This is a genomic window from Streptomyces paromomycinus (genome assembly GCF_003865155.1).
GTDB classification, from domain to species: Bacteria; Actinomycetota; Actinomycetes; order Streptomycetales; family Streptomycetaceae; genus Streptomyces; species Streptomyces chrestomyceticus.
On sequence record NZ_BHZD01000001.1, the window covers coordinates 4496799 to 4517755 of the forward strand.

Genomic DNA, 20957 nt, shown 5'->3' on the forward strand with positions numbered 1-20957 from the left:
GGCCCACGGCAGACGTCCGCTGACGTCTAGCCGACTGCGGCGTAGTCGTCGTACGTACCGTCGTAGCGGTTGCCGTACGCGTTGTCGTAGGTGTTCTCGTACGTCTCGTCGTCCTCACAGTCCACGGGCAGGATGCCGGTGCTGCGCTCGTATTCCGTACGCGCCGTCTCCAGCAGCCGGCGCCACGAGGTGACGGTCGGGCGGCGGCGCAGCAGCGCCCTCCGCTCGCGCTCGGTCATGCCGCCCCAGACTCCGAACTCCACGCGGTTGTCCAGGGCGTCGGCCAGGCACTCCGTCCGCACCGGGCATCCGGTGCAGACCGCCTTGGCCCGGTTCTGGGCCGCGCCCTGAACGAACAGCTCGTCCGGATCGGTGGTGCGGCAGGCTGCCTGTGTACTCCAGTCGGTTACCCAGCTCATGCTGGCGCCGTCCTCTCCCGAATCGAGGCTCCCCCACGGCGGCAAGCGGCATATTCACCGTTGCCAGTTGAGGACGTTACGGAAGGCGAGCAGGGCGCAACACCCCCTTCGGGCCCAATCTTGAATGGCCCGAACGGACTATGCGTACGCGGCAGATCACCCAACGGAGTGAGCCGGTGGCATACGCCACGTTCCCGGCGGCACGGGACAGTTCGCCACTGCCACAACGGGCGTACGGCACCACATGCGGACGTACGGGGCGCCTCGCACACGCGAAGGCGGGGTTGACGGACCGGCGTGATCCCTCTGCGACGCCGGTCGGGATCAGGTTAAACGAACAGATGCGCCCCTGTCCGGCGATTGAGAACGGAGCCACCTCGTGAAGTCGCACCGGCCGGTCGCCACCCGCGTCACTGCCGTCACACCGCTGCCGCCGCGTCCGGCCCGTACGCCGGACCGGCCGGGCCCCGGCGCCGTCCCGGTACGCGGTCGCCCCGACCCAGCCCCGCTCCCTCTGGCCTTCGCACACGAGGGCTTAGGCTGCCCTCATGGGTAAGAAGCGCGACGGCGGGGGTCTGACCAAGACCCAGCAGGCCGCGAAATTCCTGGGTGTCAGCGTCCTGGCCGGAGCGGTGCTGGCGGGCCTGGCCCTTCCGGCCGCCGGCGCGCTGGGCCTCGCGGCGAAGGGATCGGTCGAAGGTTTCGACGAGATCCCCGCCAATCTGAAGACTCCACCGCTGAGCCAGCGGACCACCATCCTCGACGCGAACGGCGGCGAGATCGCCAAGGTCTACTCGCGCGACCGCACCGTGGTCGACCTCAAGGAGATGTCGCCGTACGTCCAGAAGGCGATCGTCGCCATCGAGGACGCGCGTTTCTACCAGCACGGCGCGATCGACCTGAAGGGCATCCTGCGCGCGGTCAACAAGAACGCGCGGTCCGGCGGCGTCTCCGAGGGCGCCTCGACGCTGACGCAGCAGTACGTGAAGAACGTCTTCATCGAGGAGGCCGGCGACGACCCCGACAAGGTCGCCCAGGCCACCCAGCAGACCATCGGCCGCAAGGTCAAGGAGCTGAAGTACGCGATCCAGGTCGAGGAGGAGCTGGGCAAGCAGAAGATCCTGCAGAACTACCTGAACATCACCTTCTTCGGGCAGCAGGCGTACGGCGTCGAGGCCGCGTCCCAGCGGTACTTCAGCAAGCACGCCAAGGACCTGACCCTGGACGAGGCCGCGCTGCTGGCCGGCATCGTGCAGTCGCCGAGCCGGTACGACCCGGTCAACGACCCGAAGGAGGCGCAGCGCCGCCGTGACACCGTGCTGCAGCGGATGGCCGACACGAAGGCCGTCACCCAGGCCGAGGCCGACGCCGCCGCCAAGAAGCCGATCAAGCTGGACGTCAGCCGCCCCAAGAACGGCTGCATCACGGCCGGTTCGGGCGCCGGGTTCTTCTGCGACTACGTACGCGAGGTGCTGCTGAACGACCAGGCGTTCGGCAAGACCCGCAAGGAACGCAGCAAGCGCTGGAACCAGGGCGGCCTGACGATCCGTACGACGCTCGACCCGCAGACCCAGAAGTCGATCCAGTCGGCCGTCACCGGCCAGGTCTACGCCAACGACCCGGTCGCCACCGCGGCGACGATCGTCCAGCCCGGAACCGGGAAGATCCTGGGCATGGGCCAGTCACGTCCGTACGGCTTCGGTCAGAACCAGACCCAGATGAATCTGTCCGTCGACCAGAAGATGGGCGGCGGCGCGGGCTACCAGCCCGGCTCGACGTTCAAGCCGGTGATCGCGGCGGCGGCCCTGGAGGCCGGCAAGGGCCCGGACCAGTCGTACTCGTCGCCGTACAAGATGCAGTACCCGAGCCCGGTCTCGACCTGCACCGGACAGTGGACGGGCAACGACCCGGTCCAGAACGAGAACACCTCCGAGGTCGGCCCGTACAGCATGAAGGAGGCGACCGCGAAGTCGGTCAACACCTACTTCGTGCAGCTGATCAGCGACATCGGGATCTGCCCGGTGACCAAGATGGCCGACAAGATGGGCATCAAACGCTCCAACGGCAAGCCGGTGGAGCAGAGCCCCGCCATCGCGCTGGGCTCCCCCGAGGTGTCCCCGCTGACCATGGCCAGCGCCTACGCGACCTTCGCCAACGAGGGCGTCCACTGCACCCCGGTGGCCATCGAGTCGATCACCGACACGACCGGCAAGGCGCTGACCGTACCGAAGACCAGCTGCCACCGTGCGATGTCCCAGCAGACCGCCAAGACCATCAACGCGCTGCTCAAGGGCGTCGTCGAGGACGGCACCGGCCGGCAGGCCGGTCTCCAGGGCCGGGACAGCGCGGGCAAGACCGGCACCACCGACAGCCGGTACGCGGCCTGGTTCACCGGCTACACCCCGAACATGGCCGGCGCGGTGTGGGTGGGTGACCCGGCTCACAAGCGGCGGATGTTCGACATCACCATCGGCGGCACCTTCCACGACAAGGTGTACGGCGCGGACACCCCGGGCCCGATCTGGCGCGAGGCGATGTCGGGCGCCCTGTCCGGCAGGCCCGCGCCGTCCCTGCCCACCGTCCCGCTCGGCGACTCCGACAAGGCCGACGGCAAGGGCGGCGGTGGCGGCGGCCGCCACGACAGGCCCGGCGGCGGAGGCGGAAACGGCGGCGGACGCGGTGACGGCAAGCCGGGCGGCGGCTGGCACATTCCCGGATTCCCGGAACTGTTCGGGGGCACCGGGGGCTGAGGCCGCGGTCAGGCAGGATGCAGGACGTACGAACGCGTCGTACGGGCAGGACGTACGAACGCGACGTACGGGCAGGACGTGCGAAGGGGGCGCTCCCACCGGGTGGTGGGGGCGCCCCCTTGCTGTACAACGGGCGGCGAAGCAGTGAGCTTGCGGCCTGCATCTGCCTGGCCGGCCTGGATCTCCCGGCCGTGGACCTCCGGGCTCTGGACCTCCCGGCCGTGGACCTCCGGGCCCTGGCCTTCCGGGCCCTCGGCGTCCGGCCCTCCCGGACCGACTGCGCCGGCCGCCTTGCCTCGCCTCAGCCCGCGAGCAGCTTCTTGACCACCGCGGCCACCCGGCCGCCCTCGGCCCGGCCCGCGATCTTCGGATTCACGATCTTCATGACGGCGCCCATGGCTCGCGGCCCCTCGGCGCCGCCGCCCTTCGCCTCCGCCACGGCCTCGGCGACGATGTTCTCCAGCTCCTCGTCCGAGAGCGGCTTCGGCAGGTACTCGGCGAGCACCTCGCCCTCCGCGCGCTCCCGCTCCGCCGACTCGGCGCGGCCGCCCTTGTCGAACGCCTCGGCGGCCTCCCGGCGCTTCTTCGCCTCCCGCGCGACGATCTTCTCGACCTCGGCGTCCGACAGCTCGCGCGCCTCGGTGCCCGCGACCTCCTCCTTCTGGACGGCGGTCAGGGTGAGACGGAGGGTGGAAGAGCGCAGCTCGTCACGGGCCTTGATGGCCGTGGTGAGGTCGTCCTGCAGCTTCGACTTGAGCGTGGTCATGACGTCGAGTATGCCCGTAGGCGGCGCCCTGTGCTCCACCATTACGTTCCGGTGTGCGGGCGTTACGTACCGGTGGGCGGGCGTACGGCCGTGACGTGCCGTACCGGAGGACAGGTGTCACGCACCGGAGTACGGGCGACACGTGCCGGAGTACGGGCACCCCGCACCGGGCGACACGTGCCGGAGATCGGGTGTGCCGCACCGGCGAACGGGGCAGGACGTACCGATGGGCGATTTCCCCGCTCGCTCTGCCACGATGGGAATCATGCGCGCCCGTTACGGAGTCCCCCTGTCCATCGCCGCGGCCGGTGCCGCGGGCCTGGTCTACGCCGCCGGAATCGAAGTCCGCTCCTTCAGACTGCGCCGGGTCACCGTGCCCGTACTGCCGCCCGGGATGCGGCCGTTGCGCGTCCTCCAGGTCTCCGACATCCACATGGTCGGCGGCCAGCGCAAGAAGCAGCGCTGGCTCCAGTCGCTGGCCGGGCTGCGTCCCGACTTCGTGATCAACACCGGCGACAACCTCTCCGACCCCGAAGGCGTCCCGGAGGTGCTGGACGCGCTCGGCCCGCTCATGGAGTTCCCGGGCGCGTACGTCTTCGGCTCCAACGACTACTACGGCCCCAAGCCGCGCAACCCTGCCCGCTACCTGGTCGAAAAAGTTCAGAAGCGGCACGGCCTGAACGGCAACCCGCCCGTCGTCGGCGCCATCCACAACCCCTGGGAAGACCTCCGCGACGCCTTCGACACGGCCGGCTGGGTCAATCTCACCAACACCCGCGGCCGCCTGAAGCTCGACGGCTCGGCCGGCGGCTTCGAGATCGCCCTGACCGGCCTCGACGACCCGCACATCAAGCGGGACCGCTACGCCCAGGTCGCCGGCGGCCCGGAGCCGGACGCCGACCTCTCCCTGGCCGTCGTCCACGCCCCCTACCTGCGCACCCTGGACGCCTTCACCGCCGACGGCTACCCGCTGATCCTGGCCGGCCACACTCACGGCGGCCAGCTCTGCATCCCCTTCTACGGGGCCCTGGTCACCAACTGCGACATCGACACCGAGCGGGTGAAGGGCCTGTCCACCCACACCACGGCCGGCCACACTTCCTTCCTCCACGTCTCCGCAGGCTGCGGCACCAACCGCTACACCCCGGTCCGCTTCGCCTGCCCCCCGGAGGCGACACTGCTGACGCTGACGGCTCGGGACTGAGGCGTAGGGAGGGCCCCGGGGCCCTCGACTGAGGCCGGGGGAGAACCCCCAGGGCCTCCCCTCCCTCTCCCCCGAATTCGCACACACCCTCCGCATCTCCCCCCACTCCCGTCTAGCGTGGGGGGATGATCGACCCGACCAGCGCACGCGTCCCGAGCTCCCGTCCGCCCCAGGCCACCTCGCACACCTCCACCCGGTACGCCCGGGGAGCGGCGGCCGCCTCGGCCCACACCCCGGCCTCCGCGGTCGTCCCCCCGGTCCGGCGCCCGCTGGCCGCCGCCTTCCGCCTGCTGATCGCCCTGGCCGCGCTGACCGGCATCGTCCTGGACATCGCGATCACCCCGGACCTGGGCCGCCTCTTCAGCTACTTCACGGTCCAGACGAACATCGCGGTGGCCGTCTTCTTCGCCTGGTCCGCCTACCGTGCCTGGACCGCCCGCCCCCCGATCTCCGCACGCATCAGCGGCGGCGTCCTCCTCTACATAGCCATCACCGGCCTCGTCTACCACGTCATCCTCACCAACGACTCCAGTGGCTTCTCGATGACCGGCACCCCGGAACACGACACCGTCCGCACGGTCTCCACCCACCTCCTGCACACCGTCACCCCCATCGGCGCCGCCCTCGACTGGCTCCTGCTCACCGCCCCCCGCAGCTTCCGCTGGCGCTACGCCGCACAGTGGCTGGCCTACCCCTTCCTCTACCTCCCCTTCGCCCTCGTCCGCGGCGCCCTCCTCGACCCCGGCACCGAAGGCCGCTACCCGTACCCCTTCCTCGACGTCGACCTCCACGGCTACGCGGGCATCGCCCTGAACACCCTCATCTTCGGTTCCGCCTTCTACGCCCTCGCCCTGATCCTCATCGCGATCGACCAGGTCAGGCCCCACCCCCGTCGCCCGGAGAACCGGATTTCACCTTCGGGGATCGGTCCGCTAAAGTAGAGCTCGTTGCTTCGGGGTGTGGCGCAGCTTGGCAGCGCGCTTCGTTCGGGACGAAGAGGTCGTGGGTTCAAATCCCGCCACCCCGACTGAAGGAACACCAGGTCAGGGGCCTGATCCGCGAAAGCAGGTCGGGCCCCTGACTCTTTTCTGGAGCTTGTTGGGAGCCAGTTGGGAGCCGAGTTCCAGATCCGGCCTCCCAGGGCAGCTACCAAAGTGAAGCCGACAAGGACGCAGCCACCGAGAGCGGTCAGCGGAAGCCACAGCGGAAGAGCCGACCAAGCTGGCTCCGGTTCCGCGAAGCCTCGCTGTCAGTACCAGTCCTTAGGCTGAGACGTGCTGTATCGCGCGTCCCCTAGGAGAGCTCGTGCAACACCTCTATAAAGACCTCGGCAGCCTCAAGAAGGACTCGACCGTCGTTGTCACTCTGCGCAATCAAGCCAACGTCCAGGTGATGACGCGCAGCGAGTACAGCAACTACAAGTCGGGGAGGCGGTACCGGTACCTGGGTGGTCGCGTCACTCGCTCCCCCTTTCAAGTTGCCATCCCCAAAAACGGGCACTGGGTCGTGGCCATCGACCTCGGTGGGTACGGTGGCCGCATCGACGCGTCTGTCCAGGTACAGGCGCCCCCACCTGGTCACCTCCCTCCGGCCCGGGAACCGCAGCGCACCCCGGCCCGGGCCGTCGCTGTCCATGAGCCGGAGGAACCTCCTGGAGACGTGCTGGGCGGCCAAACCTGGGACGTCTTCATCTCACACGCCTCGGAGGACAAAGCAGCCGTCGCCCGCCCCCTCCGGGACGCACTGACCAAGTTGGGTGTGGCGGTCTGGCTCGACGAAGTCCAGATGCGGATCGGCCACAGCCTCCGCCGCAAGATCGACGAAGGGATTAGGGCAAGCCGTTTTGGTGTCGTCGTGCTCTCGACGTCTTTCATCACCAAGGGGTGGCCCAACCACGAGCTTGACGGGCTCGTCACTCGCAACGTGGCTGGAGAGCAGTCGCTTCTGCCGATCTGGCACAACCTGAGTGCCGACGACGTTCGGCGCTACAGCCCTTCCCTCGCGGACAAAGTGGCGATGAGCACCAGCGAATACTCCATCGAGGAGATCGCACAGCAGATCGCTGACGTGGTTCGCGAAGAAGCGCCTGCTTGAACCTGGGAGCATTGTCGCCGAGTCAGCCACCGAAGCGCCCCTCTAGAGTGGCATGACCACGTTCATCGGAGGAGAGCCCAACAAGCCCCGGAGAGCAGGGGGCGGCCGCCGTGTCAGTTTCCAGGGCCGCCAGACAAGATGGAGCGTCAGCGCAGCGGGGGGTCCGGTGGCCAGGCGGAGTGGACGTGAAGGCAACGGCGCGGTTCGCATGGCGTTGCGCACAGTGTTAGCTGGCGTCACGGGCAGCGTAATCGGTACTGCCGTGTACTCGATCAGCCAGACCGACGGTCAGCGGCTGTCGACCATCGTGGGTTGCCTCATCGGCGTCGCTGCGGCCCTCGGTTTGGAGCTGTACCGCAGGTTCGCTCAGCTGACAGAGGTCCGCCTCGTCCTCTTCGGCAACGAGATGTCGTTCGCCACCAAGGCGGACATGCGTCAGGCCGCTCAACGGATGTTCTTCCAAGCCGCCACCCGGGTGGCCACTCGCCCACTGGAAGACTGCAGCGGGAACCTGCGCGAGGCCCTGACGTCGCTCAATACGCTGTTCACTCTCTATCGCGAACTGCTGGAGAGCTACACGACCCCGCCTCCCCCCGCCAAGGGGGACTCGGTGTACGAACTGGCCCTGGATATCCTCACCTTCGAGCTCGCTCCGTTCCTGGCCAAGTGGCACCCCAGCCTGAAGGACTTCGAAGACCGCTACCCCGGCCAGGACGAGTCCGAATGGCCTCAGAACGCCGCGTTCCGCGCGGAGCTCGGCCAACTGCAGGAACGGCTGAGGCCATACGTGATCGGGCTGGGGGAGATCGCCGGCATCCGTGATCCGGAGCGGCATCTACACCCGTCGCGCCGTTCCGTGTAACCCCTCCCCCGCCCTACGGTGCGGCAGCAGGACAGGTCGTGACTTTTGGGCTTCGGGAATGACGCCGCCCCGGCTAGGTCGTGCAGCGGACGCGGTGTCGCATGATGGCTAGGTGACGATCTCCGTCATGCAGATGCCTCGCGGGCCGGCTCCAAATGAGCAAGCAATCTACTTACCCCACGACCGACCGCCCCGAGTTGACGCAGCCTCGCGCAGGCATCGCGGATATGGCTGTGCCCTCCGACGGCGGTCACCGGAGGGCACAGCACTCTGCTTGCTACGGCTTGGCGGTCACACGCGACACCTCGCGTGCTCGCAGGAGATCACTCAACACCCGCACTGGTGACGTGGCACTCATGGTCAAACGTGCGTGGAGCGCTGCCTCCCACCGCTCGGTCAGCCCCAGCATGAGGCGCTTGCGCATGCCTGGGGTGACGTGGGCGTAGCGCGCCGAGATCGAGCCATCAATGTGGCCCATGCGTTCGTCCATGAGTACCTTCTCGGTTCCCAGGTCCTCCATCATCGTCCGGTGGGTGTGGCGAAGGCCGTGGGGCGTGAGTCCCTCGGCTATCGGGAGCCAGCAGGAGTCGGCCCGTTCGCCGGCGCCCCGCCCTCGTGCCGGGACGCCGGGCCAAGGTTCGCCGAGCAAAGGCACCGGCCGGGGTTCCTGTGGTGCCTTCTTCGGGTACCAGCCTGAGACCGCAGGCGTGAACAGCCAGGTAGCGAAACCGTTCCTGCGCCAGTGGGCGGCATGTTCCGGCACGACGCCGCCCCGCACGAACCCAAGGTCCGCGATGGCCTGCTCGACCTTCACTCGCATGGTCTCGGTGACGCGTTCGGGGTGGTTGAGGACGTTGGACACCGTGCCCGTCGAGACGTCAGCACGACGGGCGACGTCGACGAGCTTCGCGCCCTGGTGGCCACCGGTACGAGCCGCGCCCTGTCCTCGGAAGACATAGGTCTTGCCATGGCAGCGGCACGGCACGGGCTTCGTTCGGGCGATGTGGGTGGCGACCAGCGCCGACAGCCAGTCCATCGAGTCGATAGTGCGATAGCTGTCGTCCTTGGGCGGACAGCGCACCAGCTCACCGGTATCCAGCTCGTACAGCTGCCACTCGACGCGGAACGCGCCGGAGCGTACGAACTCCGTCTCCAGGCCGACGATCTCGCCCCAGCGCATGCCGGTGTACCCCTTCAGGACCACGGCGACGAACTCGTCGTCGCGGCCTGAGAGCAGGGCGGCCCGCTCAGCGGTCAGCAGGGTGCCGAGCGCGTCGGTGACGGCCTTCTCCGGACCACGGCCACGGGACCGGCCGGCACGCTTTCCGCGCCCGCGTCGCCTGGCCGCCGGGTTGGACGTGATCAGGCCCTCATCGATCGCGTCTTCGAAGACCAGGTGGAGCGTCGAGCGCCAGGTCTTGACGCTGGAGGCCGCGTACACGGCTTTCTCCTTCTTCTCCCACAGGTCGACGTCGGTGCGCAGGATGCCCGCGAGCGCCTTGCCCTCGAACTCGGGGAGCAGGTGCTCCTCGATGTGGCGCTTGTAGTTCTGCATCGTCGACGCGGCCAAGTCCTGGGCCGCGTACCAGCGGCTGGCGTACTCGCCGAACGTCTCCTGGCCAAGGGCGGGGTCGCGCCAGTCGCCGCGCCGGTACTTGTTCTCGGCTTCGCTGGCGGCGCGTTGGGCCTCGCCCTTGGTGGCGAACTTGAGCGCCTTGCCGTTCTCGTCAGCGACCGTGAGGTGCTTGCCGGGCGCGATCTTGTATCGGCCGCGCCAGTAGTTTCCGCGTTTCTCCGCGAAACCCAAGTGTCCCTCCCTTCCTCGTCGCCGCGTTAGGCAGCGGTCCCGAACTGGCTCTGGCGGGCTCGGCGTGGTGGCCGCGCGCGCAGATGAGTTGTGGGCGCAGATGACGAGGAAGGCCGGAAAACAGGAGGCTTGGGGGAAGGAGCAGCCGCCGCTCGCTGCTGCGGGGCGGCAGGGCGAGCCTCGTTCATGCGGATGATTTCCGCGAGGTGCTCGCCGGTGAAGCGGTAGGCGCGGCCGACGCGGGTGAACGGAATGAGTCGGCGGCGAGCGCGGTCCTTGACCCACCAGGCAGAGCACCCGAGAACGGCCGCGGCCTCCTCGGGGAGGTAGAGGCGGGGCACGGCGACGTCGGCGTGCGTAGTCGGTATGGAGGCAGGAGGTATTACTGGTTGGTGCAAGGGTGGTCCTCATCTGGCCGGCGCGGGGCGGCAACCCCGGCTCTCCCGGCCGTCGTTCAGGGATGGGCGGTTGGGGTGTGCTCTTCGGCCGTGGACGTTCGCGGCGCCGGTGGCCGGGAGAAGGTCAGCGGTCGGAGCCGGTCTCGGGGGCGTCCGGTTCCGGCTCCGGCTCAGCCGGTGGCCCCTGCTGCAGCAGGCCAGGGGGCTGCATGGCGGCCATGAGGTCCTCGGCGATGGCGTTCGAGACGAGGACGTCGGCCTCTTCCCGAAGATCAGGGTGCTCCGCCAGGTAGGCGTCGAGTGCGTCACGGGCCTCAGTGGCGGCGCGGTTGGCCAGGTTCATCTCGCGGTAGCGGCGGCGGATGTCCTCGATGAGCTCCATCGCACGGGCGTGGGCGGCCAGTCTCGGCGGTCCGACGAGGTTTTCGAGGGAGACGCCGAAAATCTCGGCGAAGCCGATGGCCTCGTCGAGGTTGACCCGGCGCTTGCGGTTCTCGATCCGCCACACGGCCGACGGGTTGATCTCGTAGCCCGCTTCGTTCAGCCGGTCCGAGACGGCGTTGGTGCTCCAGCCCCGGGTCTCGCGCTCCACCTTGATCCGTACAGCGACGTTCTCCTCGCCCCGGAGCACCAGGGCTTCACCGGACGCCTCGTCGTCTTCCACGACCAACCCTCCTTCATCAGGCATCGCCGCACTGCGATTTGCAGCACCCCAGAACAGTAGCATCCGTTCTGCGTGACGCAAAGCCCTTCTGCGATAGGCAGCGAGCCTGGTACAATTGATCTCCCACCCACCCCGACCCCCGAAACGCAAGAAACCCCGGTGCGCGAACACCGGGGTCGAAGCGAAGCCCCACCAACCGCCCATCCCTGAACGATCTACCGGCCAGGCCGAGGTTGCCGCCTCGATGGCCTGCCGTGCGAGGAGCTCTATGCCCCACAGTACGTGCCCGCGTACCGCCCCCGCATCCCTGTTGCGTCTCTCGTCGTCCGCGAAGGCGGGGCGATAGTCATGGCGCGCATACGCACCATCAAGCCGGAAGCCTTCGCCTCCGAGTCCCTCGCCCAGGTGTCCGTCAGCGCCGAGCGGACCTTCTTCGGGCTGCTCACCCAGGCCGACGACCACGGCCGCTTCCGCGACCAGGCCGCCGTCATCGCCGGGCTGCTGTGGTCGCTGCGCCCCGGGCACGGCCCCATGGGCGTCGAGGACGACCTGGCCCAGCTCACCGGCGCCGAACTGATCTGCCGGTACGAGGGCGAGGACGGCAAGCGGTACCTGCACATCGTGACCTGGAGCCGCCACCAGAAGATCAACCGGCCCAGCGGAGTCCGCCACCCTACCTGCCCGCACCACGACGGGGCGCCGCGCCGCAGTGAGCCCTCACCGGCGTCGCAGGGAGCCGTCACGGCTTCCTCCGTGCCCCCTCACGTAGGGCTCACCGACGGCTCACGCGTAATGCGCGAGCCGCCCGTGAAGTACGACGAAGCCGCAGCTCAGGGCGGATTCAGTGAGCCCTCCGCGAGGGCTCGGGGAGAACTCGGCGAACCCGGCGTGAGCCCTCACAGTCCGGATCTAGGACCTAGGATCATGGACCTAGGATCAGTACCCGTGGGGGCCGCAAGCGGCCCCGCGCCGAATACCGACTCGGCACAGCAGCTGACCGGGGAATTCGTCGCCGCGTGCGCCCACCGCCCGCCCGAGAAGCTCCTCGGCCACCTCGGACGCGAGGTCAACCAGCTCCTCGGCGAGGGCATCGCCCCTGACCATATCCGTGCCGGACTGGCGCGTCTGCGCACCAAGGGCCTGAGCCCCAGCGTGCTGCCCAGCCTCGTCAACGAGGCCATGAACGCCGGTCCGCCCGCCGCTCGTGCGGCGCACCGGCCCTGGACCAACCCCGCCGACGTCGAGTCCGCTTACGGAGGTGACCTGTGACCACAGCCGCCACCTCCACCCGTGAACCGCAACGCGCCGGTGCCCTGGCCGACCGGCTCGGCACCATCCTCACCGACCGAGGCATCGACCCCACCGCACCCCTCACGGAACCGCCTGCCGAACCGGTGACCGCGCTGGAGCTGGCCGATGCCCGCATCCCAGCCCGCTACCGGCGCGCCCTGGCCGACCACCCAAAGGTCACCGCCTGGGTCGAGGAGATCGCCCGCACCGGCCGCAAGGGGCCTGGCGAGGCACCAGGGATCTCCGAGGGCCCGTCGCTGCTGATCGCCGGCCCCACCGGCACCGGCAAGACCCACCAGGCGTACGGCGCCGTGCGCTCGCTGCTGGCCGCAAACGTACGGCTGCGCTGGGAGGCGACCACCACAGCCGACCTGTACGCCAGCCTGCGCCCACGGCAAGGCCACGACCCCGAACGCGCCCTGTGGTCCCTCGGCCGCTGCCCGCTGCTGATCCTCGACGACCTCGGCGCGGCCAAGACCTCCGAGTGGACCGAGGAGCTGACGTATCGGCTGATCAACCGCCGCTACAACGAGATGCTCCCGACCCTGGTCACCACCAACATGCCGATCGCCGAGCTGCGCGGCACCGTCGGTGACCGCGTCGCCTCCCGCCTCGCCGAGATGACCACCCGCGTCATCCTCGGCGGCGCCGACCGCAGAAGGCACCCCGCCTGTTAACAGGCCCAGGCGCCCGCGTCCCCGATCCGCATTCCCTACTCCGCCGGCACCGGGCCGCCCACCGGTGCGGCGGACTCCCCGGAGCCCCGTATGACACACCCCGCCCCGGCTGCCCCTGCCACAAAACCCACGCCCCAGGCCCCCGGTGGACACCCCGCCACCTCCTGGGACCGCGCCGCGATCACCGCCCTCGGCACTGCAGGGTGCGCCCTGTCCTACGACGCCCTGCAGCAGATGGCCACCGCCATCCACGTCCGCGGTCTGCTGACCTACCTCTTCCCGCTCGTCATCGACGGGTTCATCGCCTACGGCGTCCGTGCCCTGATCATCCTGCGCACCGCCCCCTTCCGCTCACGGCTGTATGTCTGGGCCCTCTTCGGCACCGCCACCACCGCCAGCATCTGGGCCAACGCCCTCCACGCCGTACGCCTCAACCAACAAGCACCGGACGCAGGACTACGCCTGGGTGACCTCACCGTCGGAGTGCTCTCCACCCTCGCCCCACTCGCCCTGGCCGGTGCGGTCCACCTGCACATCCTCATCGCCCGCCACACCCCGCCTCCGGACGCCCCAAACCCTGACCGCACGGAAGTAGTGACCCCGCACCCGCACGACTGCACGGAAACCGGCCGCCCCCACCCGGAACCACAGAGCAAGAGCGACGAGCCACGTCCAGTGCCGCAGCCGAGCGACACGGTCGGCCGTCGCTACGGACGTCCCCCGGGTGCCGATATCAACGTGCTGCTCGACATCGCACGCAAGGCGATCGACACCCACGGAAAGTCCTCCCGCGCGGTGGTCCGCGACGCCATCCGCGAAACCGGACTGACCGTCGCCGAAGACCGGCTCACCGAACTCATGAAGCGCCTCCGGTCCGAGGCCGGCCAGCCCGCGGACCACGGCCACGCCACCTGACCGGATATCCGGTCACCCCCGCTGACCCGCCCTGCGAACCAACCGCGCGGCATCCGGGGGCCGGGACCGCCTCGCGCCGATACGCGTCAATCCGGCCGCGGTCCTCCCCCTGGTCCGCCCACCAACAGACCGGCGGACCGAACCCTCCCCCCGCCTCATCCCCGCCCGACGGAGAACACCCCGCATGCACACCCCGAACCCCGATAACCTCACCCACCTGGACCGTACGCAGGCCCCCACCCCTGCCCCAGGCGGAGCAAGTTGTCCCGGGAGCAATGCTCCCGGAGTCCCCGCCCCAGGGGTGGCGGGAACAGACCTGCGCCAGGGGGCACCGGTCCGGCGAGCTGCGTCCGAGGGCGGACCTCAGCCGGGAGGGGAAGGGCAGAGCGAGTCTCTCGCGAAGAGACGTCAACGCGACCGCCAGCCGAAGCCGCACAAGCGCCTGCACCAACCCAGTTGCCGCATGAACGACGCCGAGTACAGACGCTTCGCCGACGCAGCCGCCCAGTGTCAGATGACCAACGCCGCCTTCCTCGCCTTCGCCGTCGACAAGGCGGCCCGTGACCTGACGCGCACTGCCGCCGAGATCGCCACCGAGCGAGCGGTCATCGACGAGCTCTTCGCCGCCCGCCGGCACCTGGGTCGCATCCATGGCCTCTTCAATCAGGTCGCCAAAGCCCTCAACTCCGGCGCCGACGCACCGCACCTCACCGCTGCGGCCAATGCCGTCCTGCAAGCCGCCGGGCGTATGGAGGGTGCCGCCGATGCCCTGCTCGCCCACCGCGACAGCAGCGCTCCGGCGTGATCCCGAGCATCCACAAGCGCGGCAGCAAGACAGTTGGCCTTCTGCGCTATCTCTACGGCCCCGGCACCCGCGAAGAGCACATCGACCCACACCTGGTCGCCGCCTTCGACCCACTCGCCCCCGACCCCGGCCGCGCCGCCAATGCCACCTACAAGCAGCTTGAGAGACTGCTCGACCAGCCAGTAGACGCCCTGCCCACGAACCGGCGCCCCAAGAAGCATGTGTGGCACCTGTCCGTGCGAGCCAGCCCGGAGGACCCGGTCCTGACCGACGACGACTGGGCGGCCATCGCCCGCCGTATGGTCACCGCCACCGGCATCGCCCCCGACGGTGACGAACAAGCCTGCCGATGGGCCGCCGTACGTCATGCCACCGACCACCTCCACATCGTCGCCACCCTGGTTCGCGACGACGGCCGCCGGCCCCGCCTTCACAACGAAGCTCGCCGCGCCCAGGCCGAGGCCCGACGTATCGAATCCGACTACGGCCTGCGTCGCGTCGCGCCCGGGGACGGCACAGCGGCCAAGCAGCCCACCAGCGCGGAACGCCACAAGGCAGAACGACAGGGCTGTGAGCGCACCGCGCGGGAGGAACTGCGCGCGACGGTCCGAGAGGCCGTGGCCGGCGTGGAGCACGAGGCAGAATTCTTCGCCCGGCTCCAAGCTGCCGGGCTCCTCGTACGACAGCGCGTCGCGCCGTCCGGGGACCTGCTCGGTTACAAGGTTGCCCTGCCCGGCGACCTCAGCCAAGACCGCGAGCCGATCTTCTACGCGGGCTCCACGCTCGCTCCCGACCTGTCCCTGCCGAGGCTCCGCAAGCGCTTCGCCCCCTCCAGGATCACGGAGCGCGAGCAGCTCGCGCAGTGGGACACTGCACGGTCACGCAGGCCGGTCTCGGCCCCGGCCGCCGCCCGGCTCTCAGCCGCTCACGCGGCTTGGGCCGTCCTTCTCAAGTTCGACCAGGAGGGTGACGGCGCCGCAGCCGCCCGCATCGCGGCCACCGGCGAGATCCTCGACAACCTCGCCCAGACCAGCGCCGCCCACACCCGCCAGCAGATCCGTGATGCGGCCTGGACGTTCGAGCGAGCCGGCCGCTCACATACGCGAGAGGAGTACCGCCACGCCCAGGCCCTACGCCGAGCCGCACGCGAGATTCGCTACAGCGGCCCGGCACGCGGTCAGGGTGAAGACGGCGCGACCACCGCGATGCTGATCGACACCCTGTTCTTTCTCACCACCGCCGCCGCTCACTGGCACACCAAGCGTCAGCACGCCCAGCAGGCCGAGGCCGCCTACCGCGCCGCCGTTCGCCTCCGCGCCGCCTACGCTGCCGCCGCCGCGGAACCGATCGCCCGCCTCCGGCACCAGGGGAAACACCTCGCCCAGCCCGTACGCGACTGGTCGGCCTCTCTCCTCCACGTCGTGATGCCAGAACTCGCCGATGCTGTACTCGCCGAGCCGGGCTGGCCTGCGCTGGCCGTCACCCTCACCCACGCCCACCAAGCCGGTCGTGACCCACGACACCTACTGGCCGAAGCCGTGGCCCACCGGGAGGTGGGCAGCGCCGACTCCATCAGCGATGTCCTCGTCTGGCGCCTGCGGCACCTGGCCGACCTGCCTGCCGACGCCCGACCTCTGCCTGACCACACGCGGCAAACCTCGGGCACCGTTCCCTCGTCCATACTGCGTGACCTCCCTGGAGCCAGACTGGGCCGAGGGAGTGGGCGGTAGCAGGCTATGCGGCCATCTCGCCGCGTATCTGATCAAGGCACTGTGAGGCGTCGACGCGCAAGGCAGGTAACCGGGTCCCCGCAGTGCGCATGATCCGTTGGAGCTGGTGGGGAAGGCGCTGCATCACCGCCTCCTGGATCGCGACGTCCAGGGACTGGGCTGCGCCGTTGCGGTCGTCAGCGAGCAGCTGGACGTGCGCCACGGTGATCAGTTCAATGACGCGCCATTGCGGGGCGACGACCGTCGTGGGCGCCGGGCTGTGCTCCACCAGTCGCATGGCCGCCCCCGTCCGCCCGGTGGAGACGAGGCCGCGGAGGCGGATCTCATGGAGCGAGAAGGGATTGAACAAGCTGGTGTGGTCGACACGGGACAGCAGATCGTCGGTCTCCCGCATCACCCGGTCGAAGAGTTCGCCGTTACCCAGCGTGCCGGCTGCCCGGGCGAGGAGTGGCAAGGCTGCGGCTCGGGCGTTGTCGTCCGGCGCTGCGGCAGCGGCGCGGCACAGCCGCTGGACAGCCGCGCCCCGCAGGTTGGCCTTGCGCAGTTCGTTGCCGTGCATGCGCAGGACGTAGGAGGTCATGTCCAAGTCCTCGAAGTACTGGGCAATCTCCAAACTTTTCGCAGTCCAGTGGGCCGCTGTGGCCAGTCGCTCCTCGGGAAGCACGTTGCCCAGGGCGACGCCGAGACCCACCCGGGCCCGGGCAAGCAGGTGCAGCACGTCGCGCTCGGTGTGGCCTTCCTCGATGCGGGCTTCGAGACGGGCGACGAGCGGCCACAGCTCGGAGACGGCTTCAGAGGCGTGGCCGGACTGCCGGGCGATCTCAGCGAGCCGGACAGCGGACTCCCCGAACTGCAGCATCGCCCGGTGGTCCGTGTCGGCGGGATCGGTGACCCCGAGAACGTGCGGCGGCAGCGCCAAAGAGTCGCAGACCCGGCGACGGGAGCCGATGTCGTCGAGGGCGCGCTTCCCCAGTTCGAGGGCGGAGATGTACGTCTTGTCGTAGCCGAGGAGCGCGCCGAGCTCGGTCTGGTTCATGCCGTGCACCCGCCGGTAGAAGCGCAGGATGCTGGGCAGGTCGCCAGTAGCGAGGAGGAGCTGGGCCTGTGGGGTCGCCCAGTGCCACTGGGCGTGCCTGGCCGCAGGCCGGTGAACCGGGAACCTGCTCGATTCCACTCGCTGTGCGATGTCGCCCCCGGTCACTGTCGGCTACATCCGCTCGTAGTCGTCCGGGCTCGGGTACCTGCGGCCGTACCAGGCGGCGATGGCCTGCTTGTAGCCGTCGGGCATGTTCAGCCCGGGTACTTCCTCGGCGGTGAACATGCCGAGCTGCTTGTGCTCGTGGCTGACGACCGGCGGCCGGTCGGGGCTCAGCACGATGCAGCCGTAGGTCACGATCAGCACTCTCCGCCCAGGAATGGGCTGGTAGATCCACACACCGCCCTCGACGAGCGGACCGGCCTTGACCTCCCAACCGGTCTCCTCCTGGATCTCTCGTACCAGCGCGGACTCGGGGCTGGCGTCCATCGGTACAGCACCATCCGGGCTGCCGATCTCCAGACGGCCTCCGGGCAGCTCCCACTCGTCGCGCTCGTTCTTCAGCAGCAGCACGCGGCCTTGCGCGTCAAGGGCGACGCCCTTCACGGAGACGGGCCAGAGCGGCGGCGTGTACGTCATGACGATCCTCGTCCTGCGGTATGCGACCCGGGCTCTCGGAACGTAGCACGCCCGCCTCAACCCATAGCTGGGACGAGCGTTTTGCCCGAGTCGACAATCCGTCGCTTTACCGCTGCCTGCCCGACTTCCCACCCTGAGCACACCGACCTCGATCGAAGGAGCACGGCGATGGGCGATGCCGCAACAGGCACCGTGGCCCTCTTCACGGATCACTACGTCAACATTCGCGCACCGCACGCAAGCGACGTCATCGCCGCACAGCTCCGTGAGACCGGCCTCGTCACCGTCGACGGTCTGCAGAGCCGGCATGACGTCCTGGCGTTCGCCACACAGCTGATGTCCATCGCCCCGCACCCGCACGGCGCACCGGACGGCTTGACGCTGATCCGTGACACGGGCGGCCACGCCCGTCGAGCGGGCTTCGCCGGACTCGGCAGCGGCGAACTGCAAGCGCACACCGAGCGGTCCAGTACTCCCGAGCCGCCGCGCCTGTTGCTCCTGGTGTGCCAGCGGCCAGCACTCTCCGGCGGGGATGTCCTCCTCGCCGACGGACGCGACGTCCACGCCCAGCTCACCGTCGACCGTCAAGGGGCAGCCGCCGCATTCGCCCAGCCCCGGACCGCGTACTTCGGGGCCGGTGCCGGCCACGCCACCCAGGTCATCACCCCTCATTCTGATGGACGGATCACCATACGGCTGCGCCAGGACGGCCTCGCCCGGTGGAGCCCGGTCATCAAGCCGCACCTTTCCTGCCTGCGCGAAGCCATCGCCGGTAGCCAGCGCCGCATCTCCCTCCAGGCCGGGCAGGGCTACCTGCTCGACAACCACCGATGGCTTCACGCCCGCACACGTTTTTCCGGAGGACGAGAGCTTCTCCGCGCGCTCGGTGAGCCCCGCTTCTGTCTCCCCGAGGGGTTCGCTCCGCTCCCCTCAGCCGCCCCACCACCCCGGATGGCGAGGAGGTGACCGGTGTGCCCCACACGAGGCAACCGGACACAGGAGCCTTGATGGTCGACGCCCGGACCGGCCGCGTCGGCCAGGTCATGGGACATGAGGGACCTTACGTGCAGCTCCGGCCGCCTCGGGGCGGCAAGGAGTGGGACGTACCACCGGACTCTTTGCGCGAACCGACCGCCGCAGAAGCCCTGAGCGCCAAGGTCGCAGTGGCCAACAGACGGTGGAGGCGATAGACGCACGGTGTCAGCCAGCGTGCCACCCATGCCGCGCCTGCCGGCCAGATGAGTCCCCTGAAGAACGTCTCGTAAGGCCCCGACTCCGCGCCTACAACTCAAGTCCCAGCTCCTCGGCGTGCACCGCCGTGAAGGGAAAAGCCCGTGGATAACGCCCCTCATACGACCACTGACAGTACGGACCCCCCCGCGACCGAACAGCAGATGCGCGACGGGATGGTCAGAGAACTGATCGACATGGGCGCCGTCCGAAGCCCACACGTCCTGGCCGCGTTTCGTAAGGTCCCCCGGCACCTGGCCGCCCCCGACGAGGACCTGGGCAAGACGTACCAGGCGGAGAACGCCACGATCACGAAGAGGGACGCCACGGGCGTGGACATCAGCTCGGTGTCCGCCGCCCGCGTTCAGGCCATGCAGATCGAGCAGGCGGACCTCCGCCCCGGGATGCGTGTGTTGGAGATCGGCTCCGGAGGCGTCAACGCCGCGTACCTCGCCGAGATCGTCGGTCCGAATGGCCTGGTCGTCAGCCTGGACATCGACGGCGAGGTCACCGCGCGGGCTGAAAAGTTTCTGGCGGAGACCGGTTACGACCGGCAGGTGCGGGTCGTAACCGGCGACGGCGCGTTCGGGGCAGCCGAGCACGCTCCGTACGACCGTGTCATCGTCACCGTGCAAGCCGCCGACATTCCACCGGCCTGGACCGAACAGCTCGTGGACGGTGGTCGGCTCGTCGTACCGCTGCGGATGCGCGGCATGACCCGCACCATGCCCCTGGTACGCCATGGTGGCCGGCTGGTCAGCGACGGTGTCGAGCTGTGTGGCTTCGTACCGATGCAGGGCGCAGGGGAGAACCGCGTCCGCTTGGTCCTGTTGCACGAGGGCGAGGGTGAAGAGGTCGGTCTGCGCCTGGATGGGCACCCGGAACCGGACATCGACGGACTGCGAGCAGCCCTGCGAAGCCCCCGCGTCGAAGCCTGGGCCGGGGTGACGCTGGCCGGGGACGAGCCGAACGAGCACCTGGATCTGTGGCTGTCGACCGCGCTCGACAATCTGCCGCTCCTCGCCGGTAAGCCCGGCGCGCGCCAACGCGGCTTGATCGCGTCAGTGTCGCCGCTCGGCGTGCCCACGCTCGTGGACGGTGCCAGCTTCGCTTACCGCACGGTGCGCCGCACCGACGCCCCCGACCGGTTCGAGCTCGGCGCCGTCGGCCACGGACCGCTGGGGCAGAAGGTGGCGGACCGTCTGGCGGCGGAGATCCAGGTTTGGGATCGGGACCACCGCGGTGACCGCGCTCAGGTTGAGGTCCACCCAGCGGGGACCCCGGACGCGCAGCTTCCCGCAGGCCGGGTCATCGACCGGCCGCAGTCGCGGGTCGTGATCACTTGGCCGTAGCGCCGAAGAGTGTCGCGACCAGGACAGCAAGGCTCACCGCAACCATCCGCACAGGAGGAAACGAGATGGCACCCCAGGGCAGCACGACTTTCAAGGCCGCCACGGACTTCTCGGCCGGACCAGGGTCGGACTTCGACCTCGACATCGAGACCATCGCAAGCGCCCCGGTCGTCGCCGGGCTGCTCAATGACACCAGCGACGGCTGCACCGCCACCTGCCAGTCCGCCTGCTCCAACAGCACCTGTATCAGCGGCTGACCCCGGTGCGGCTACGGGGCCTGCTCTTCTGCCCCGTAGCCGCACCGTCTGCGACGACTAAG

The 20957-nt window shown here is 69.3% G+C and carries 21 protein-coding genes and 1 tRNA gene; 15 read left to right on the top strand and 7 right to left on the bottom strand.

Going from position 1 to position 20957, the window contains the following annotated elements; genetic code table 11:
- Positions 1 to 26: 26 nt before the first annotated feature.
- On the bottom strand, positions 27 to 419 hold the full coding sequence (locus OEIGOIKO_RS18770; protein ID WP_030022571.1) for a WhiB family transcriptional regulator: 393 nt from the start codon (positions 417 to 419) through the stop codon (positions 27 to 29).
- Between the two features lie 548 nt (positions 420 to 967).
- Between OEIGOIKO_RS18770 and OEIGOIKO_RS18780 the strand changes: the two genes are divergently transcribed.
- The gene (locus OEIGOIKO_RS18780; protein WP_125055034.1) at positions 968 to 3169 is read left to right on the top strand and encodes a transglycosylase domain-containing protein; all 2202 of its coding nucleotides are present in this window, start codon (positions 968 to 970) and stop codon (positions 3167 to 3169) included.
- Positions 3170 to 3470: 301 nt separating this feature from the next.
- On the opposite strand, the gene OEIGOIKO_RS18785 is transcribed toward OEIGOIKO_RS18780, so the two are convergent.
- Positions 3471 to 3935: a GatB/YqeY domain-containing protein gene (locus OEIGOIKO_RS18785; RefSeq protein WP_031010044.1), complete on the bottom strand. Its 465-nt coding sequence runs from the start codon at positions 3933 to 3935 to the stop codon at positions 3471 to 3473.
- 265 nt (positions 3936 to 4200) lie between these two features.
- Between OEIGOIKO_RS18785 and OEIGOIKO_RS18790 the strand changes: the two genes are divergently transcribed.
- The 5 genes from OEIGOIKO_RS18790 to OEIGOIKO_RS18810 all read left to right on the top strand — a co-directional run bounded on the left by OEIGOIKO_RS18790 (position 4201) and on the right by OEIGOIKO_RS18810 (position 8095).
- On the top strand, positions 4201 to 5139 hold the full coding sequence (locus OEIGOIKO_RS18790) for a metallophosphoesterase (RefSeq protein WP_125055035.1): 939 nt from the start codon (positions 4201 to 4203) through the stop codon (positions 5137 to 5139).
- Between the two features lie 125 nt (positions 5140 to 5264).
- Positions 5265 to 6080: a Pr6Pr family membrane protein gene (locus OEIGOIKO_RS41630; protein WP_170251750.1), complete on the top strand. Its 816-nt coding sequence runs from the start codon at positions 5265 to 5267 to the stop codon at positions 6078 to 6080.
- 12 nt (positions 6081 to 6092) lie between these two features.
- A tRNA-Pro gene (locus tag OEIGOIKO_RS18800) sits at positions 6093 to 6166 on the top strand.
- Positions 6167 to 6444: 278 nt separating this feature from the next.
- On the top strand, positions 6445 to 7233 hold the full coding sequence (locus OEIGOIKO_RS18805; RefSeq protein ID WP_125055036.1) for a DUF1883 domain-containing protein: 789 nt from the start codon (positions 6445 to 6447) through the stop codon (positions 7231 to 7233).
- 262 nt (positions 7234 to 7495) lie between these two features.
- Positions 7496 to 8095, top strand: a complete 600-nt coding sequence (locus tag OEIGOIKO_RS18810) for a hypothetical protein (RefSeq protein ID WP_125055037.1) — start codon at positions 7496 to 7498, stop codon at positions 8093 to 8095.
- Positions 8096 to 8372: 277 nt separating this feature from the next.
- Here OEIGOIKO_RS18810 and OEIGOIKO_RS18815 read toward each other — a convergent pair whose 3' ends face one another.
- From OEIGOIKO_RS18815 to OEIGOIKO_RS18825, 3 genes are all read right to left on the bottom strand, one after another.
- Positions 8373 to 9902, bottom strand: coding sequence for a LacI family DNA-binding transcriptional regulator (locus OEIGOIKO_RS18815; RefSeq protein WP_125055038.1), 1530 nt, complete (start codon positions 9900 to 9902; stop codon positions 8373 to 8375).
- A 26-nt stretch (positions 9903 to 9928) separates the two neighbouring features.
- On the bottom strand, positions 9929 to 10300 hold the full coding sequence (locus OEIGOIKO_RS42860; RefSeq protein WP_246177411.1) for a helix-turn-helix domain-containing protein: 372 nt from the start codon (positions 10298 to 10300) through the stop codon (positions 9929 to 9931).
- A 124-nt stretch (positions 10301 to 10424) separates the two neighbouring features.
- A complete protein-coding gene (locus OEIGOIKO_RS18825) occupies positions 10425 to 10964 on the bottom strand; it encodes a helix-turn-helix transcriptional regulator (protein ID WP_246177412.1) in 540 nt (179 codons plus the stop codon).
- A 348-nt stretch (positions 10965 to 11312) separates the two neighbouring features.
- Here OEIGOIKO_RS18825 and OEIGOIKO_RS18830 point away from each other — a divergent pair, with 348 nt between their 5' ends.
- The 5 genes from OEIGOIKO_RS18830 (at position 11313) to OEIGOIKO_RS18850 (ending at position 16381) form a co-directional block, all read left to right on the top strand.
- Positions 11313 to 12233: a hypothetical protein gene (locus OEIGOIKO_RS18830; RefSeq protein ID WP_125055039.1), complete on the top strand. Its 921-nt coding sequence runs from the start codon at positions 11313 to 11315 to the stop codon at positions 12231 to 12233.
- Positions 12230 to 12931, top strand: a complete 702-nt coding sequence (locus OEIGOIKO_RS18835) for an ATP-binding protein (RefSeq protein WP_125055040.1) — start codon at positions 12230 to 12232, stop codon at positions 12929 to 12931. The genes OEIGOIKO_RS18830 and OEIGOIKO_RS18835 overlap by 4 nt, the downstream gene beginning before the upstream one ends.
- A 90-nt stretch (positions 12932 to 13021) precedes the next feature.
- Positions 13022 to 13846: a DUF2637 domain-containing protein gene (locus OEIGOIKO_RS18840; protein WP_125055041.1), complete on the top strand. Its 825-nt coding sequence runs from the start codon at positions 13022 to 13024 to the stop codon at positions 13844 to 13846.
- Positions 13847 to 14309: 463 nt separating this feature from the next.
- A complete protein-coding gene (locus OEIGOIKO_RS18845) occupies positions 14310 to 14651 on the top strand; it encodes a plasmid mobilization relaxosome protein MobC (RefSeq protein ID WP_125055042.1) in 342 nt (113 codons plus the stop codon).
- Positions 14648 to 16381 carry a relaxase/mobilization nuclease domain-containing protein gene (locus tag OEIGOIKO_RS18850; protein ID WP_174857178.1) on the top strand — a complete coding sequence of 578 codons (1734 nt, stop codon included), beginning with the start codon at positions 14648 to 14650 and terminating at the stop codon, positions 16379 to 16381. The genes OEIGOIKO_RS18845 and OEIGOIKO_RS18850 overlap by 4 nt, the downstream gene beginning before the upstream one ends.
- Before the next feature lie 4 nt (positions 16382 to 16385).
- Here the strand turns inward: OEIGOIKO_RS18850 and OEIGOIKO_RS42120 are convergent, their stop codons facing one another.
- Both OEIGOIKO_RS42120 and OEIGOIKO_RS18860 read right to left on the bottom strand, forming a co-directional pair.
- Complete coding sequence (locus tag OEIGOIKO_RS42120; protein ID WP_218039998.1) at positions 16386 to 17555, bottom strand: helix-turn-helix domain-containing protein; 1170 nt, start codon at positions 17553 to 17555, stop codon at positions 16386 to 16388.
- Positions 17556 to 17588: 33 nt separating this feature from the next.
- Positions 17589 to 18056, bottom strand: coding sequence for an NUDIX hydrolase (locus OEIGOIKO_RS18860; protein ID WP_125055043.1), 468 nt, complete (start codon positions 18054 to 18056; stop codon positions 17589 to 17591).
- Positions 18057 to 18224: 168 nt separating this feature from the next.
- On the opposite strand from OEIGOIKO_RS18860, the gene OEIGOIKO_RS18865 reads away from it, so the two are divergent.
- The 4 genes from OEIGOIKO_RS18865 (at position 18225) to OEIGOIKO_RS43545 (ending at position 20895) form a co-directional block, all read left to right on the top strand.
- On the top strand, positions 18225 to 19022 hold the full coding sequence (locus OEIGOIKO_RS18865; RefSeq protein ID WP_125055044.1) for a TauD/TfdA family dioxygenase: 798 nt from the start codon (positions 18225 to 18227) through the stop codon (positions 19020 to 19022).
- A gap of 41 nt (positions 19023 to 19063) precedes the next feature.
- Positions 19064 to 19246 carry a hypothetical protein gene (locus tag OEIGOIKO_RS42865; RefSeq protein ID WP_170251752.1) on the top strand — a complete coding sequence of 61 codons (183 nt, stop codon included), beginning with the start codon at positions 19064 to 19066 and terminating at the stop codon, positions 19244 to 19246.
- A 144-nt stretch (positions 19247 to 19390) separates the two neighbouring features.
- Complete coding sequence (gene fxlM / locus OEIGOIKO_RS18875; RefSeq protein WP_125055046.1) at positions 19391 to 20638, top strand: methyltransferase, FxLD system; 1248 nt, start codon at positions 19391 to 19393, stop codon at positions 20636 to 20638.
- A 65-nt stretch (positions 20639 to 20703) separates the two neighbouring features.
- Complete coding sequence (locus tag OEIGOIKO_RS43545) at positions 20704 to 20895, top strand: FxLD family lanthipeptide (protein WP_125055047.1); 192 nt, start codon at positions 20704 to 20706, stop codon at positions 20893 to 20895.
- Positions 20896 to 20957 lie beyond the last annotated feature (62 nt).